16 protein-coding genes are annotated in these 14,826 nt (G+C 69.2%); 2 read left to right on the top strand and 14 right to left on the bottom strand.

Annotation, left to right across the window (positions count from 1 at the left end):
* Positions 1-412 precede the first annotated feature (412 nt).
* On the bottom strand, positions 413-1,513 hold the full coding sequence (locus ACFWX1_RS44680; RefSeq protein ID WP_378396003.1) for an FAD-dependent oxidoreductase: 1,101 nt from the start codon (positions 1,511-1,513) through the stop codon (positions 413-415).
* Positions 1,514-1,616: 103 nt separating this feature from the next.
* On the opposite strand from ACFWX1_RS44680, the gene ACFWX1_RS44675 reads away from it, so the two are divergent.
* Positions 1,617-2,174, top strand: coding sequence for a TetR/AcrR family transcriptional regulator C-terminal domain-containing protein (locus ACFWX1_RS44675; RefSeq protein ID WP_378396002.1), 558 nt, complete (start codon positions 1,617-1,619; stop codon positions 2,172-2,174).
* A 15-nt stretch (positions 2,175-2,189) separates the two neighbouring features.
* Here the strand turns inward: ACFWX1_RS44675 and ACFWX1_RS44670 are convergent, their stop codons facing one another.
* The 4 genes from ACFWX1_RS44670 to hemL all read right to left on the bottom strand — a co-directional run bounded on the left by ACFWX1_RS44670 (position 2,190) and on the right by hemL (position 5,765).
* The gene (locus ACFWX1_RS44670; protein WP_378396001.1) at positions 2,190-3,038 is read right to left on the bottom strand and encodes a hypothetical protein; all 849 of its coding nucleotides are present in this window, start codon (positions 3,036-3,038) and stop codon (positions 2,190-2,192) included.
* A gap of 215 nt (positions 3,039-3,253) precedes the next feature.
* Positions 3,254-3,838 (bottom strand): redoxin domain-containing protein, encoded by a 585-nt coding sequence (locus ACFWX1_RS44665; protein ID WP_378396000.1) that lies wholly within the window; start codon positions 3,836-3,838, stop codon positions 3,254-3,256.
* Positions 3,835-4,464: a histidine phosphatase family protein gene (locus ACFWX1_RS44660; RefSeq protein ID WP_378395999.1), complete on the bottom strand. Its 630-nt coding sequence runs from the start codon at positions 4,462-4,464 to the stop codon at positions 3,835-3,837. The genes ACFWX1_RS44665 and ACFWX1_RS44660 overlap by 4 nt, the downstream gene beginning before the upstream one ends.
* Entirely contained in the window at positions 4,461-5,765 is a 1,305-nt protein-coding gene (hemL, locus tag ACFWX1_RS44655; RefSeq protein WP_378395998.1) for a glutamate-1-semialdehyde 2,1-aminomutase, read from the bottom strand. Before hemL ends, ACFWX1_RS44660 begins: the two co-directional genes overlap by 4 nt.
* Positions 5,766-5,857: 92 nt before the next feature.
* On the opposite strand from hemL, the gene ACFWX1_RS44650 reads away from it, so the two are divergent.
* Complete coding sequence (locus tag ACFWX1_RS44650; protein ID WP_378395997.1) at positions 5,858-6,340, top strand: TspO/MBR family protein; 483 nt, start codon at positions 5,858-5,860, stop codon at positions 6,338-6,340.
* A gap of 575 nt (positions 6,341-6,915) precedes the next feature.
* Here ACFWX1_RS44650 and ACFWX1_RS44645 read toward each other — a convergent pair.
* The 9 genes from ACFWX1_RS44645 to ACFWX1_RS44605 form a co-directional block, all read right to left on the bottom strand.
* On the bottom strand, positions 6,916-7,491 hold the full coding sequence (locus ACFWX1_RS44645) for a DUF5666 domain-containing protein (RefSeq protein ID WP_378395996.1): 576 nt from the start codon (positions 7,489-7,491) through the stop codon (positions 6,916-6,918).
* A 12-nt stretch (positions 7,492-7,503) separates the two neighbouring features.
* Positions 7,504-8,706 carry an ABC transporter permease gene (locus tag ACFWX1_RS44640; protein WP_378395995.1) on the bottom strand — a complete coding sequence of 401 codons (1,203 nt, stop codon included), beginning with the start codon at positions 8,704-8,706 and terminating at the stop codon, positions 7,504-7,506.
* Complete coding sequence (locus tag ACFWX1_RS44635; protein ID WP_378395993.1) at positions 8,703-9,407, bottom strand: ABC transporter ATP-binding protein; 705 nt, start codon at positions 9,405-9,407, stop codon at positions 8,703-8,705. Before ACFWX1_RS44635 ends, ACFWX1_RS44640 begins: the two co-directional genes overlap by 4 nt.
* The gene (locus ACFWX1_RS44630; protein WP_378395992.1) at positions 9,404-10,672 is read right to left on the bottom strand and encodes an efflux RND transporter periplasmic adaptor subunit; all 1,269 of its coding nucleotides are present in this window, start codon (positions 10,670-10,672) and stop codon (positions 9,404-9,406) included. The genes ACFWX1_RS44635 and ACFWX1_RS44630 overlap by 4 nt, the downstream gene beginning before the upstream one ends.
* A 71-nt stretch (positions 10,673-10,743) precedes the next feature.
* Complete coding sequence (locus tag ACFWX1_RS44625) at positions 10,744-11,082, bottom strand: hypothetical protein (protein WP_378395991.1); 339 nt, start codon at positions 11,080-11,082, stop codon at positions 10,744-10,746.
* A 13-nt stretch (positions 11,083-11,095) separates the two neighbouring features.
* The gene (locus tag ACFWX1_RS44620) at positions 11,096-11,584 is read right to left on the bottom strand and encodes a hypothetical protein (protein WP_378395990.1); all 489 of its coding nucleotides are present in this window, start codon (positions 11,582-11,584) and stop codon (positions 11,096-11,098) included.
* An 83-nt stretch (positions 11,585-11,667) separates the two neighbouring features.
* Positions 11,668-12,240, bottom strand: coding sequence for a hypothetical protein (locus ACFWX1_RS44615; protein ID WP_378395989.1), 573 nt, complete (start codon positions 12,238-12,240; stop codon positions 11,668-11,670).
* Between the two features lie 27 nt (positions 12,241-12,267).
* The gene (hemB, locus tag ACFWX1_RS44610) at positions 12,268-13,239 is read right to left on the bottom strand and encodes a porphobilinogen synthase (protein ID WP_378395988.1); all 972 of its coding nucleotides are present in this window, start codon (positions 13,237-13,239) and stop codon (positions 12,268-12,270) included.
* Between the two features lie 143 nt (positions 13,240-13,382).
* On the bottom strand, positions 13,383-14,522 hold the full coding sequence (locus ACFWX1_RS44605) for an rRNA adenine N-6-methyltransferase family protein (RefSeq protein ID WP_378395987.1): 1,140 nt from the start codon (positions 14,520-14,522) through the stop codon (positions 13,383-13,385).
* Positions 14,523-14,826: the final 304 nt, after the last annotated feature.

Here is a 14,826-nt window from a genome sequence, read left to right as displayed (position 1 = left end):
GTTCGGGACGTTCACCGTCCCCAACGGAGCGTTCGGGACACCGGCACCGCCGCAAGGCCGCCCCAGCAGCCCCATCGGCCCCAGCGTCACCCGACCACCTCGAGAAAACACCCCAGCGAACCCACACCCCCAGCCTCACCGAGAAACCCCAATGTGGCGTTGGGTGCGTCCAATGCACCCGATGCCACATTCGGGCGCATGAGCCACCCCGGGCCGGGAGCAAGGGACCTTTGCTAACACCTCCCCCGGCGGCGCGGCGCCTCCGGGTTGTCCACAACCGCTCCGGCTGTCCACAGATTCACCGCAAGCCCCATATTCGCAGGTCAACACCGATATGCTGGTTGCAGGGGTGCCCCCGGGAGGGTGGGGGAATGCCTCTCGGATGGTGTGACCGCCGGGGTAAGCAGGGGAGTCAGGCGGCGCGGCGGCCGGGCAGGAACTGGTCGAGCGCGGCCACGCTGTGCTCGACGGCTTGGGCACCGTAGGAGAACATCGCCGTCTCGTAGGTGTCGACGGCGTCGAGCAGGTTCACGCCGGGCTCCGCCAGCAGGTCTCGCAGCCGCCGCGCGTCGTACAGGGCGGTGTTCGCACCGTTGCCGCCGCTGGGCGAGGTCGCGTGGATGGCGTCCCCCAGCAGCGTCACCGGCCCGAGCGGCCAGCGCGCGCCGGGGCGGACCACGCGGATCGAAAGCCACGACGTGTGTTCCGGGTCCGCGGCCTCGACAAGTGCCCGCACATCGGGATGCCAGCCCTCGATCGCGGCGAGCACGGTGTCCCGTGGCGACAGCTCCTCCTGCTCCGGTGCCGGCATGAGCACCCAGCGGGCGTAGTCGCCGACGTCCGGCAGCGTCACGCCCAGCTCCGCGCCCGCCTCCCGCGGCGGACGCCGGAACCGCATCAGGCCGATCATCAGCATCACCTCGCCGTCGCTGACCCCGGCGCCGAAACCCGGCACCAGCGCGGCGAACCGGTCGGTGAGCGGGGTGCGCCCGATGACACACCGGACGCCGGTGTCCTCGGGCCGCACGTCCGGGCTGAGCTGTGCACGCACCGCCGAGTTGATGCCGTCGGCGCCGACGAGCAGATCGGCCTCGGTGGCCGAACCGTCGGCGAACACGGCCCGCACCCGGCCGTCGTCAAGCACCTGATGGGCGCTGAGCCGCTTGCCGAACCGGACGTCGACGCCGGTGAGCAGCAACTGCCGCAGCACCTGCCGATCGACCGCGGTCGCCGTCATCGGCGGGCGCGACCCGGCGAACTCCAGCCCCGGCCCGTAGTTCTCCCTGCTCCCGCTGAGGGAGCCGGTCGTCGCGTCGAGCAGCCCGTGCAGCCGTTCGGGGAGACAGGCGCGCAGCGCGTCGAGCCCCAGGTCGCCCAGCCCGATCCGATACCCCTGGAACCGGCCGTGCACATCCCGGTCGCGTTCGTACACCTCGACCTCCACGCCCGCGCCGCGCAATCCCTGCGCCAGGCACAGCCCGCCGAGTCCCGCCCCGATCACCGTCACCTTCACGACACCCTCCTGAACACCGCTCAATTGAACACTGCTCAAGTTACTTGAACAGTGCTCAATTCGCCAGGCGTGATGAACTGGGCACCGAAGATCGGAGGGGTGGATGCCGCTGAACCCGGCCACGGTGCTCGACGCCGCGGTGGCCCTGCTCGACGAAACGGGACTGGACGAGCTGTCGACCCGCAAGCTGGCCGACCGCCTCGGCGTCCGTGTCGGCGCGCTCTACTGGCACTACGCGAACAAGCAGGCCCTGCTGGACGCGATCGCGGAACGCATACTCGCCGACGCCATGGCGGGCGTCGCGAGAGCCAAGGCCGTCTGCCCTATCGAGGCCTGGCAGGACGACGTGATCTGCTTCGCGCACGCACACCGCGATGCGATGCTGGCTCATCCCGACGGCGCCAGGGTCATCGCGACCATGAGTGCCCCCGGGCCCGTCGCCCTCGAGTTCATCGGACAGCTCATCGGCGCGCTCGGCGCCGCCGGGATGCCCGGACCGGACGCGGAAGCCTGCGCGGACGTCGTGACGAGTTACGTCAACGGGTTCACCATCGAGGAACAGGCCCGCCGGACGTCGGTGCCCCGCGCGCTGCGGGACACCGCGTTCACGACGGGCCTGTCCGTCGTGGTGGACGGTCTCGCCGTCCGCACCACTCGCTGAGCCGATGGTCCCGGGTCAGCCGAACAACTCCTCGCGCGTCACCGATCCGGCCTCCTCGCCGGGCACGGAGACGTGGCAATCGGCGTAGAGCGCGCCCTCGCTCTCGAATCCCGCGGGATCTTTACCGAGCGCCGCCAGATTCGACAGTGTCTGTGCACGTTCCGTTGCACTCGCGATTTCGCGTTGTTTCACTGGGCGCGTCGAACTCGTCGTCACGTACCCCCGTTCGCCGAAACAGCGTTCGAACGAGGAATAGTCGAGGGTTCGCAACGCGGAGGTCGCGATCCACGGCGGCCTTCCGGTATTCGCCTCCAGCAATCGGGAAAACGTTCTCACGGTGACATATCCCACACAGCCGGTCGAAATGATCAGATCGACGTCCGCCAATCCGGCGGGCAGTTCCGGCGATTCCTCCGCCTCCAGATCGAGGGCCACACCGCGATCGATCAGCCCGGAGTTCGTCGCGTACTCGACCGCGTAAGTGGCTATGTCGACTCCGTGAATCCGATGCCCGGACGGCGTTTTCCGCGTGGCGAAGAACTTCCTGTCGACCTCGGACGGCTCCTGCGCCGCGTCACCTTCCCGCTGCTCACCGCGCCCGTAAAGGTCATCCAGAGTCAACTCGTAGTTCAACAGCGCACCATTGATCCCGTACGAGCAGCCGACGTCGAGGATAGTGAGCGGAGCGGACCCTCGCACTCTTCGCATCGCCTTGATCACCCGCAGAAACAACGGCGTGACATTCTCCGGCAGCCGGTAGCCGACTCTTTCCATGGCCGCGAAGTAGTCTCGCGGATCCGGCCGGTTGTACACGTCATTGAAATCGGCTTTGGCGGCATTGAACGCGGTATCGCTCGTCAGCACGACGACTCCTCGCATCGAAAGAAAGCACAGTCGTGTCAGCAGTGAATACGATGGAGCAGCGCGATTCCGGCGAAATCATCCGTCAGGTTCGGCCGGAACAAACGCGTTTCTAATTCTCCGATTCCCAGCCAAGCAGGTGAGCAAGACCCCCGTCAATGGTCCATTGGAGTGACGGGGGCCCGCGTTCCGGTTACTGGATCTCGCGTTTCCGCAGGTCAGGAGGGCTCGGCGGCCAGGCTTTGCACCACCGGAAGCAGGTCGCTCGCGAGCACCTGACGGAGGAAAACCGCCGCGACCCGATGGTGTTTGTCCAGTACGAGCGTCGAGGGGATGATGTTGCGCGGATAGCCCGAAAGCTGCAACAGGGTGCGTCCGGGCGGGTCATAGATCGACGGATACGTCAGTTTCCGGTCCCGCACGAAATCCTGCGCGGCCTGCCGCGACGGGTCCCGCACGTCGAGCCCGACGAGCTGGGTCCCGAACGGCCGCGCCTGCTCGGCCAGCTTTTCCAGCTCCGGCGCCTCCGCCCGGCACGGACCACACCACTGGCCCCAGAGATTCAGCACGATGATCTTGCCGGGGAAGTCCGCGAGAGACAGCTGTTTGCCCTCGTTCATCAGATCGTCCCCCGCCAGCACGGGCGCGGTCTGCCGCTGGGGGAGGTCGTAGGTGATGTCGAGTTTGCCGCCGGGGGAAACGAAGGTGAAACTGCTGCCCTGGACGACCGCGTCCTTGCCGGTCGAACACCCCGCGACCAGCAACGCCGCGCTCAGCACGAGTGCGCCCAGCCGCCGCTTCACGCGCCCGTCACCTTCGGATCGGTCGCGCCGGCGGGTTCACTGTAGACGATCTCGCGCAGCTCCCCATCGTCGAAGACCAGGCTGGTCAGCGACGCGAGCGAACACTGCCGCTTGCGCGGGTCGTGCCACAGCCGCTTCGCCTCGAGGAACCGCCGCAACGTCCAGATCGGCAGCTGGTGCGAAACGCACAACGCCTCATGCCCCTCGGCCGCTTCGGCCGCGCGGTAGACGGCGCCGAGCATGCGATGCGCGATCAGCACATACGGCTCACCCCAGGACGGCGTGAACGGATCGCGCAGCTTCGGCCAGTGCTTCGGCTGGCGCAGCGCGCCGTCCCCGACGGCGACCCGCTCGCCCTCGAACTGGTTCGCCGCCTCGATCAGCCGCTCGTCGGTGGCGACGTCGAGGCGATGCGCCGCCGCGATCGGCGCCGCGGTCTCCTGCGCGCGCTGCAGCGGCGACGCCACAACGTAGGTGAGGTCGTGCCCCGCGACCGACTCCGCGACGGTCAGTGCCTGCTGCTGGCCACGGTCGGAAAGCCGGTAACCGGGCAGGCGGCCGTACAGGACCTTCTCGGGATTGTGGACTTCACCGTGGCGCAGCAGGTGCACGATCGTCTTCGTCACGGCTGTACCGCCTCGGCGGCCGCGCGAGCCGCGCCAGGCAGGGCGGCCTCGATCACCGCGAACGCCTCGTCGTCCATGGCGGCGTTGACGAACCACGCCTCGAAGGCGCTCGGCGGCGGATACACCCCGGCTTCGAGCAGCGCGTGGAAGAACGCCGGGAAACGCCAGGTCTCGGCGGCCTGCGCGCCCGGGTAGTCACGCACCGGCGTCTCGCTGAAGAACACGCTGACCAGGTTGCCCGCGTACTGCACGGAATGCGCGACGCCCGCTTCGCTCAGCGCGGCGCCGAACAGGCCGCCGAGCCGCTTCGCATTCGTGTCCAGTGCCGCGTACACCGCGTCGTCGGCCGCGCGCAGCGTCGCCAGCCCGGCGGCCACCGCGACCGGGTTCCCGGACAGCGTCCCCGCCTGATAGACCGGACCACCGGGCGCGAGCTTCGCCATCACGTCGGCACGGCCGCCGAACGCCGCGGCGGGCAGCCCGCCGGACATGACCTTGCCGAAGGTGTAGAGGTCACCGGCGACCCCCTCGAGCCCGTACCAGCCCGAGCGCGAAACGCGGAAGCCCGTCATCACCTCGTCCATGATGAGCAGCGCGCCGTGCTCGTGGGCGAGGTCGCGCAGGCCGGCGTTGAAGCCGTCGTCCGGCGCGATCGCGCCCATGTTGCCCGCCGCCGCCTCGGTGATCACCGCCGCGATCGAATCCGGGTTGTCCACAAAGGACTTCCGGACGGCGTCGAGGTCGTTGTAGGGCAGCACGAGGGTGTCCGCGGCCTGTGCGCCGGTGACGCCCGGCGACGTCGGGAGACCGAGCGTGGCCACGCCGGAACCGGCTTCGGCGAGCAGCGCGTCGACGTGACCGTGGTAACAGCCGGCGAACTTGATGATCTTCGACCGGCCGGTGAAGCCGCGCGCCAGCCGGATCGCGCTCATCGTCGCCTCGGTGCCGGAGTTGACCAGCCGGACCCGCTCGACCGGGGCGACCCGGGTGATGATCTCCTCGGCGAGTTCGACCTCGCCCAGCGTCGGGGTGCCGAAGCTCAAGCCGCTGGTGGCGGCGCCGCGAGCGGCCTCGACGACTCCGGGGTGGGCGTGGCCGAGGATCATCGGCCCCCACGAGGACACCAGGTCGACGTAGCGGTTGCCGTCGACGTCCCACAGATAGGGCCCCTGGCCCTTGACCATGAACCGCGGGGTGCCGCCGACGGAGTTGAACGCGCGGACCGGCGAGTTCACCCCGCCCGGGACCGCCGCCTTCGCGCGGGCGAACCATGCCTTGGACTGCTCGGTTCCAGAAGTCACCCGTCCAGTCTCGCAAACCCCGCAGGAACGTCCCCGCGGCCCCCGCCACCTGCTTCTTTCCCCTTTCTTTCCCCTGCCCTTAGGATCGGCGTATGCCGGTGACCACGACCACACCGCGGCACAATCCGTGGCTGGCGCTACTCGGGTTCGTCGCGGTGGTCGCCGTGGTGGGCCTGGTCGGCGCGCTGGCCGCGACGTCGGCGCGGGAGATCTACGCCCGCCTGAACCAGCCGGAGTGGGCCCCGCCCGCCGAGCTCTTCGGTCCGATGTGGACGGTGATGTACCTGCTGATCGCGGTCGCGGGCTGGTGGTACTGGCGCACGGATGGGGAGACCAGCGCGTACTCGGCCTACGGCATCGGGCTGCTGCTGAACCTCCTGTGGACGCCGCTGTTCTTCGCGGGACGTTCGACGATGCTCGCGCTGCTCGACATCGTGGCACTGGATTTCGTGGTGCTCGTGACCATCGTGCTCTTCGCGCGCCGGTCACGGCTGGCGGCGGGGCTGCTGGTGCCCTATGTGGGCTGGCTGTTGTACGCGACGGCGTTGAATTCCGCGGTGGTGGTACTGAACTGACTCCCGTGGCTCGGATGCGGTTCGGGTGCTCTTGGGGGCGACGAGTGCCGAGGGACGCCCTGGGTGCGTTCACCGCACCGAGGGACGCCCCCGTTGCATCCGACGCACCGAGGGACGCCCTTGTCACACCTCACCACGCCGCTCAGCCACGGTCTCGCCTCTTCTTCCTCGCCACTACCCGGCCCGTGAGCCGCGCGCTGCGAGGTGTGCCGAACGCCGTGAAGGCCCCCTTTACAGCGCTGAGCGCCCTGGAAGTTCCCTTCACCACGTCAAAGTCCACAAAGGACGAACGCGGCACGGCGGGAGCGCTGGACCGGGCGTCCCGAACGCGTCGTTCGAGACGTCCAACGTCCGCAACGGAGCGTTCGCGACAACGGACGCGCGGCGCCCGGCGTGGCAGGGACGTCCGAGCAACTCGGGACGCAACCCAGGCCAAGCCGCGCCCCGAGTTGTCCACAACTTCCTCGGCTGTCCACAGATTTCCCGGGACCCGGTTTTCGTCGTACCCCCGCGATAGAATGTTGCAGGGACGCCCCCCATAGGGCGGGTGGGGGATGGGGGTCGGTGGGGAGTGGTCAGCGTGGGGGTTGCTGGGTGATGGCTTGGGCGGTCACGGTGCCGGACGAGTCGGGCTGGCCCTGCACGGTCACGGTGGCGCCCGGTTTCAGGTCGGCGAGTTTGCCGGGCTGGGTGAGGCCGATCGTGGTGGAGTCCGTTGTGGACACGGTGATTTCATTGCCCTGAGCGGTTTTCAGGGTGAGGGTGCTCCCATCGATTTTCTCGATCGTGCCCGCGGTGCCGCGGCCGCCCGCGCCGCGGGTGCCGCCCGGGTTCCCGGCGCCCTGGCCGCCGGTGCCGTTCTGACCCTGTCGCTGTCCTTGGCCGCGTGTATCGCCGCCGGAGCCGGAGGACGCGCTCGATCCCGGGCGGAAAGCGGCGTGGGTCCACGCCCCGGCGCCGAAGGCGAGCGCGAACACCAGTAGCGCGGCCAGGATCAGCGTCGGCTTCCCGAACGGCGTCGCCACTCGCTTGAGTTCCCGGTCGAGATCGCCTTCGACGGCGGGGGCGGCGACGACCGATTCCGGTGACACGGGCGGGAGTTCGGCCGTCGGTTCCTCGGCGGGCCGATCAGAAGTAGTGGACGAAGACATCGCGAGGAACTCCTACTCGTGCCGCAAGGCGTCGATGGGGCGCAGTTTCGCGGCCCGGTTCGCCGGGAAACTGCCGAAGAACAGGCCGATCAGCGCGGAAACCGCGAAGGCGAGCGCGATCGAGGACGGCACCACCACCGGGGTGATCCCGGCGACGGTGAACTGGCTGCCGACGACGCCGATCACGACCCCGAGCAGGCCGCCGAAGAGGCTCAGCATCGTGGCCTCGGCGAGGAACTGGCCGAGGATCGCCGACCGCGGCGCCCCGATCGCCTTGCGGATCCCGATCTCGCGGATCCGCTCGGTCACCGTCACCAGCATGATGTTCGTGACGCCGATTCCCCCGACCAGCAACGAAATCGCCGCGACAGCCGCCAGCAGCACGGTGAAGGTCTGGGTCGCCGAGGTGCGGGTCGCCAGCAGCTGTTCGGAGTTCTGGATCTGGTAGTCCGGCGTCGCGCCCGCGCGGATCCCGTGCCGCGCGTCGAGGATCGCGGTGATCTCCGCCTGCGCCAGCGCCACCGAGTCCGCCGAACCCGCTTGGACGGCGATCTGGTTCAGGCTTCCGTAACCGCTCAGCGAGTTCTGCACCGCGCTCAGCGGCGCGACGGCGACGTCGTCGGCGTTCTGCAAGCCGGTGCTTCCCTTGGCCTGCAACACCCCGAGCACGGTGAACTGGATGCTGTTCAGCAGCACGTTCTTCCCCACCGCGGCGTCGGCGGTCCCGAACAGCGACTGCGCGGTCGTCGGACCCAGCACGACGACCTTGCGTGCCGACGCGACGTCCTCGTCGGTGAACAACGCGCCGTCGGCGATCGCCCGGTTCGTCGTCGTGAAGTACGCCGGTTCGGTGCCGGCCACGGTCGGGATCGAGTACGAGGTCTGGCCGTAGGTCGCGGTCGCCGTCGTGTTCACCACCGGCGACGCGGCCTTGACGTCCGGCGCGCCGACCGGATCCACCAGCGCGTGCGCGTCCTGCACCGTCAACGGCCGCGCACCCGCGCCCTGGCCGCCCCGCAGCGGGGACACGTTGACCACGTTCGTGCCCAGCCCCTGGATGCTCGCCGCGATCGCCGCCGACGCGCCGTTGCCGACCGCGACGAGCAGGATCACCGCCGCCACCCCGATCGTGATGCCGAGCGTCGTCAGCGCGGAACGCAGCTTGTTCGCGGTCAGCCCGCGCACCGCGAACCGCAGGATCTCCAGCAGGTTCACGACAGCGCTCCCACCGCACGGCGAGTTTCGTCGGCGACGATCAGCCCGTCATCGACACGGACGACGCGGTGCGCGTGCGCGGCCACCTCGTCCTCGTGCGTGATCACCACGACGGTCCGGCCCTGCGCGTTGAGCCGGTCGAACACGCCGAGCACGTCCGCGGTGCTGGCCCGGTCGAGGTTCCCGGTCGGCTCGTCGGCCAGCAGCAGCGCCGGACCGGTCACCAGCGCCCTCGCCACCGCGACACGTTGTTGCTGCCCACCGGAAAGCTCACTGGGCAGATGCCGTGCGCGCTCGGTCAGCCCCACCATCTCCAGTGCCGCCAGCGCCCTGCGCCGCCGTGCCGCCCTCCGGAGTCCACTGTAGACAAGTGGTAATTCCACATTGGACAACGCGGAAGTTCGCGGGACCAGATTGAAGGACTGGAAGATGAAACCGATCTTCCTGTTGCGCAGCAAGGCGAGCTGACGTTCGTTGAGGTCGGCGACGCTGAATCCGTCGAGCAGGTACTTCCCCGCGGTCGGCACGTCGAGGCAGCCCAGCATGTTCAGCAGCGTCGACTTCCCGGAGCCGGACGCGCCCATGATCGCGACGTACTCCCCCGGCCGGACGACGAGGTCGACACCGCGCAAGGCGTGCACCGCGGTTTCCCCGCCGCCGTAGGTCTTCCGCAGCCCGGAGACCGCGATCACCGGCTTCATCCGCGTCCCCCGCCACCGAACCCGCGCTGGCCACCATTGCCCTGGCCACCGGTGCCGGGGAATCCGCCGGTGCCGCCGCGCTGGTTGCCGTTGCCGGTCGTCGCGCTGGGCGCGGCCGCGGTGAGCACGACGTTGTCGCCCTCGTTCAGCCCGGAGGTGATCTGCACGGTCGACTCGCCACGGATGCCGAGCTGCACCTGCCGCGTCACGTTCTGCCCGTTCGCCTGGACCGTGACGACGTTCGTGTTCCCGACCGTCCGCACCGCCGCCGCCGGCACGCTCAACGCGTTGTCCGCCTGGGCGACGGTGATCACCACGCTCGCCGACTGGCCCGGCCGCAGCCCGTCCGGCGGACTGCTCATGCTCAGCTGCGCGCCGTAGGAGACGACGTTCCCGCTCGTGGTCGGGGTGAGGTCGACCTTCGTCACGCTCGCCTGGATCGGCTTGTCCGGCATGGCGTTGAGCGTCACCGTCGCCTTCTGGCCCGCCTTCACCTTGCTGACGTCGATCTCGGCGACCGAGGTGTTCACGACCAGCCCGCTCATGTTGGTGATGACGATGAACCCGTTGCTCGACGCACTCGCGCTCGACGACTGCTGACCGCTCTGCCCGCCCTGGCCGTTCTGTCCGGTGCCACCCGACCCCGAGGCCGACGTGGTGGACGAAGAGGACTGGCCGCTGCCCGAGGAACCCGTCTGCTGGCCCACCGCGCCGTTGATCGCGGTGACCGTCCCCGCACCCGGCGCGTAGAGCACGGTCGCGTTGACGGCCGCCTGGGCGTTGTCGACGTCGAGCTGCGCTTGATCCACTTTGGCCTGCAAGGCGGTCACGCTGTTCTGCGTCGTGGACGTCTGGGTGGATCCCTTGGCGCCCGTCGTGGCGGGAGCGGCCGCACCCGCGGTGAGTGCTTCCTGCGCGGCGGCCAGATTCGCTTGCGCCACCTGAAGTTGCTTGTTCGCCTGAGCGCTGTCGAGGGTGGCCAATTTCTGCCCGGCCGTGACGACGTCGCCGACATTCACCGAAATCGCGGAAACCTTGCCGGACGTCCCGAAATTCGCCGCGCCCGTGTAGCTGCTGGCCAGCGTGCCCGCGGCGGAAATCGTCTGCGTCACCGTCGCCAGCCGGGCCGGCGTGGTGCGCGTCTGCGCCTGCGCGGTGCCGCTCGACGGCGTGAAAGCCTGATATATCCCGAAAGCCGCGCCGCCGAGCAGCACGACCAGTACACCGTTGATGACCCACGTCCGAGTGGGGCGCCGCCGCGTCATGCGGAAACCCTGCGGGCACCGGTTATCAGCCAGCTAGGGGTTTCCTGTGCCGCACCTGTGTATCGGGTGAATCAATCGGCCTTCGCGCGGTGCCGCGCACGGACCGCGAGCAACAGCTGACGAACCGCGTCCACCAGCAGCAGCGACGCGAGGGCGCCGAGCCCGATCGCACCGGCGATCAGGTGACCGAAATACCGCTGCGACACCAGGACCGCGCCGTCGCCGGCGGTCGTCGTCACCGTCTCGACGCCCGCGTCCCAGCACGCGAACGCGCCCCAGACGGCGAGCGCGGCCAGCAGCACCTCGGCGAGGGCGACCAGCGCACGCCATGGCTTGTTCAGCCGCGCGGCAGGCGCGGGCTCCTCCGGCGGCCAGAGTTCCGCTCCGGTGGGCTGTGGCAGCTCGATCACGGTGTGCAGCCTCTCACGACTCTCCGGTGTTGGCGCTGTCGGTGTCGGCACTGTCTTCCTTGTCTTCGTGGGTCCCGATGATGCGGGACAACGCGTCGCGCAGGGCTTCCGCGTCCTTCGCCCAGGCGAGGACAACCGTGCCGTCGGCGAGCTTGACCGGCAGCTCGTCGTACTTCCGCGGCACTGCCCAGCCTCCGCCGAGCACCCGCGCGCCCGCCGGAGCGCCGATGTCGGTGACCGCGACGATGTCCGCTGCCGGGACGGTCTCCCGGCCCTGCCGGTAGCCCGCGGTGGTGACCTCGAGCGAAAGGTAACGACGCCGGGCGTACACCCACGGCGCGGTGATCGCGCACAACGCGAGCCCCACCAGAATCCACGCGAAGGTGTGCACCGGCCCGCCGAGCAGCAGCTCGGACAGCCAGCCGAGCACGGCGAACAGCGGTCCCCACAGCACGGCGATCCAGCCGACGCCGGGTTCGTGGTACAGCACGCGCTCGCTCATGCGATCGACTCGCTCCGCGAGACTGTGTTCAATCCCTTTTGGCGCATGACATCGATGATTCGCTCGCAAGCATCGCTCATGCCTCACGCCACCTTCCGGCCGACCTTCGGGAAGTAGGCCGCGACGCTCGGCAAGTACATCAGGACCAGCGCGATGACCGCGAGCAGCAGGCTCAGCAGCATGAACAGGCTGAGCCCGTCCCGGAAGAACGCGAGCTGGAAAACGGCCTCGAAGATCGCCAGCCCGGTCAGCACCGAACGAGCCGACCGCGTGCCCTGACGCGCTTTGTAGGCGAACAACGCGACCAGCAGCGCGAACACCAGGGAACCGACGAACAGCGTCCACAGGAGCGTCGTGGTGCCTGCCGCGATATCCGCCGGAGTCGGCTTCGGACCCGATGTCTTCGCCTCGTTGGTGGTCTTGACGATGGCGTCGATCAGCTGCTGCTTGAGCAACAGCAGCGCGACCTGCCCGGCGACCAGCAGCAGACCCGACAGGATCCACAAGCCGACCGAGACGTTGACCGGCGTCGGCACCGTGTACGTCGGCGTCTGCTGCCCCGGCAGCACCGGATCGGGCGCGCGGCCCCGCTTCCGGCGTTCGTCGTCGGTCAGCCCGGCGAGGTCGTCGGCGGTCTCGTTCTCCTTGTCGGCCACCCCGAGGACTCTAGCTCGTGCGCGAGGTCAGTCCAGCCAGGCGGCGGCCTCGGCGGCCCAGTAGGTGAGGATCAGGTCCGCGCCGGCACGCCGGATCGAGGTCAGCACCTCGAGGACGGTGCGCTCGCGATCGAGCCAGCCGTTCGCGGCCGCGGCCTCGACCATCGCGTACTCGCCGGAGATGTTGTACGCCGCGACCGGCACCGGCGAGATTTCCGCCGCCGCCTTCACGACGTCCAAATAGGACAGTGCGGGCTTGACCATGACCATGTCGGCGCCCTCGGCGAGGTCCAGCTCGATCTCGCGCAGCGCCTCGCGCGCGTTGCCGCTGTCCTGCTGGTACGTCTTGCGGTCGCCCTTGAGCTGCGAGTCCACCGCCTCCCGGAACGGCCCGTAGAACGCGCTCGCGTACTTCGCCGAGTAGGCGAGGATCGCCGCCGAACTGTGCCCGACCTCGTCCAGCGCGCGGCGGATGACGCCGATCTGGCCGTCCATCATCCCGCTCGGCCCGAGCACGTGCGCCCCGGCTTCGGCCTGCGCGACCGCCATCTCCGCGTACACCCGCAGCGTCGCGTCGTTGTCGACCGTGCCGTCGGCGTCCAGGACACCGCAGTGGCCGTGGTCGGTGAACTCGTCGAGGCAGGTGTCGGCCATCAGCACGGTCGCGTCGCCGAGCTCGGACCGCAGGTCGCGCAGCGCGACGTTGAGGATGCCGTCCGGATCGACCGCGCCGGAACCCTCGGCGTCGCGCACCTTCGGGATGCCGAACAGCATCAGCCCGCCGACACCGGCGTTGACCGCGTCGACGGCGGCCTTGCGCAGCGAATCACGGGTGTGCTGGACGACGCCGGGCATGCTCGCGATCGGCCGCGGCGCGTCGGCGCCCTCGGCCACGAACATCGGGAGGATCAGCTGACGCGGCCGCAACGTCGTCTCGCCGACCAGCCGGCGCATGGCCGGGGTCGTACGGAGCCTGCGGGGTCGATGCTCAGGGAACACGTCGTCCACGGTACCCCGGCCGGTCGAGCTCGTGGGGCTCGGGCGGGTAAGTGGGCAGTCCGCCGGAAGAAGCGCTTTTCCCGATGTGCCAAGGAAAAGCGCGTTCTCGAAGTGACAGTGCGTCAGCTCCCCGGTCCGAAAACTCAGTGTTCCCAGGTACGAACGATGTGCGCCGGGTCGTCGAGCCACAACGTCTGCGAACCGTCCGGCGTGACCGTGAGGCCGAACCGGTCGAGACCGGGTTCCCCGTTCTCGTACCACCAGTCATACGCGGCCACGACCTCGTCCCACAGTCGACGGGGGCCGAGCTGCTGGACCGTGAAGGGCGCGGGATCGTTGAGATTGGCGTCCAGCCGCGCCCACGACCTGGTATCGGGGTCGTCGAGCTCGAAGTTGTGGTGCAGCCGACCGTACTTGCCCCACTCCGTCACCAGATTCGCCGCGGCCAACCGAGCACCGATGGCGAACAGGCCCTTCTTGGGGTTGAGCATCCGATCGAGGTCGCTGCCGCGACAGTCGGTGGTGGATACGTCGGCGGCGGCGATGTCGGCGGGATCGGGCTCGAAGGCGTGGAGCGCGCGACGCTGGCTGCGCACGCGCATGAACGCCAGGTCCCCGGAGAACCGGCCGGTGCCGACACCGTCGGCGTCCTTGACCAGGGTCAGCATGACGCCGTTGGACCAGTCGGTACCCCAGGGGGTGACCAGACGGCCTCCTGGCCGTAGCTGACTTGCCCAGGCGACCGGCACGACCTCACGGATCGCCGCGGTGGAGATGATCCGCTCGTACGGGGCGCCATCGGGGTAACCGGCCAGCCCGTCGCCGGTGATCACCCGCGGACCGTCGTACCCCGCGTTCACCAGCGCGCGGCGCGCTTCATCCGCGAGCCGGGGGTCGACTTCGATCGTGGTGACCTGCCCCGCCGGAGCGACGCGGTGGTGCAGGAGAGCCGCGTTCCACCCGGTTCCGGTGCCGATCTCCAGTACGGAATCACCGGGCCGCGGATCGAGTGCGTCGAGCATTTCGGCGACGATGCTGGGCTGGCTGCTCGAACTGGACGGGAAGCTCCCCCGCTCGCCAGGGCGGACTTCGCCGAGATCGACCTGCGTGATCACGGGCGCGTCGGCGGCCACCGCCTCGGCCCACCGATCCGGTTCGTCGTGCTTGGATAGCGCGACGAAGTCGTCTCCGTCGCGAACCCAGATGGTGTCCGGGATGAAAGCGGCGCGCGGAACCTCGTCGAACAGTGCCTGACTGGGTGCCGTGACGTCCGCACCGGTCACTTGTCGTCCTTGTCGTGCTTTCCGCTGCCGGACTCGTTCACGTCCTTGGTCTGGGCGTGGTCATAGGTGTCCTTGTGCCCGTCGCCCTCGACGTTTTCCGCGTGCTTGGCCATGAGAAGGCACCTCCCCTTGCACAGCGCTCGCGTCCACCGTGGCGGCGCCGAGCCGCCTGCACAAGAATCCTGGGGCGATTTCGCCCGATCAGGCCGGAGTACTGAAGGGGGGGGTGGGGGGGCGGGGCGGGGGCGGTGACTAGGGGCGAGCGTCGCTCGACTAGGATTATAAGTCGAGGGCCCCGGTTTAT

The sequence above is a fragment of the Amycolatopsis sp. NPDC059021 genome (assembly GCF_042739895.1).
Taxonomy (GTDB): domain Bacteria; phylum Actinomycetota; class Actinomycetes; order Mycobacteriales; family Pseudonocardiaceae; genus Amycolatopsis.
This window is presented reverse-complemented; position numbering and strand designations above follow the sequence as displayed.

Bases quoted from the DNA above. Each gene is read 5' to 3' on its own strand.
- ACFWX1_RS44675 (WP_378396002.1), top strand. From the start codon at position 1,617: ATGCCGCTGAACCCGGCCACGGTGCTCGACGCCGCGGTGGCCCTGCTC.
- ACFWX1_RS44650 (WP_378395997.1), top strand. From the start codon at position 5,858: ATGCCGGTGACCACGACCACACCGCGGCACAATCCGTGGCTGGCGCTA.
- ACFWX1_RS44645 (WP_378395996.1), bottom strand. From the start codon at position 7,491: ATGTCTTCGTCCACTACTTCTGATCGGCCCGCCGAGGAACCGACGGCC.
- ACFWX1_RS44635 (WP_378395993.1), bottom strand. From the start codon at position 9,407: ATGAAGCCGGTGATCGCGGTCTCCGGGCTGCGGAAGACCTACGGCGGC.
- ACFWX1_RS44630 (WP_378395992.1), bottom strand. From the start codon at position 10,672: ATGACGCGGCGGCGCCCCACTCGGACGTGGGTCATCAACGGTGTACTG.
- ACFWX1_RS44620 (WP_378395990.1), bottom strand. From the start codon at position 11,584: ATGAGCGAGCGCGTGCTGTACCACGAACCCGGCGTCGGCTGGATCGCC.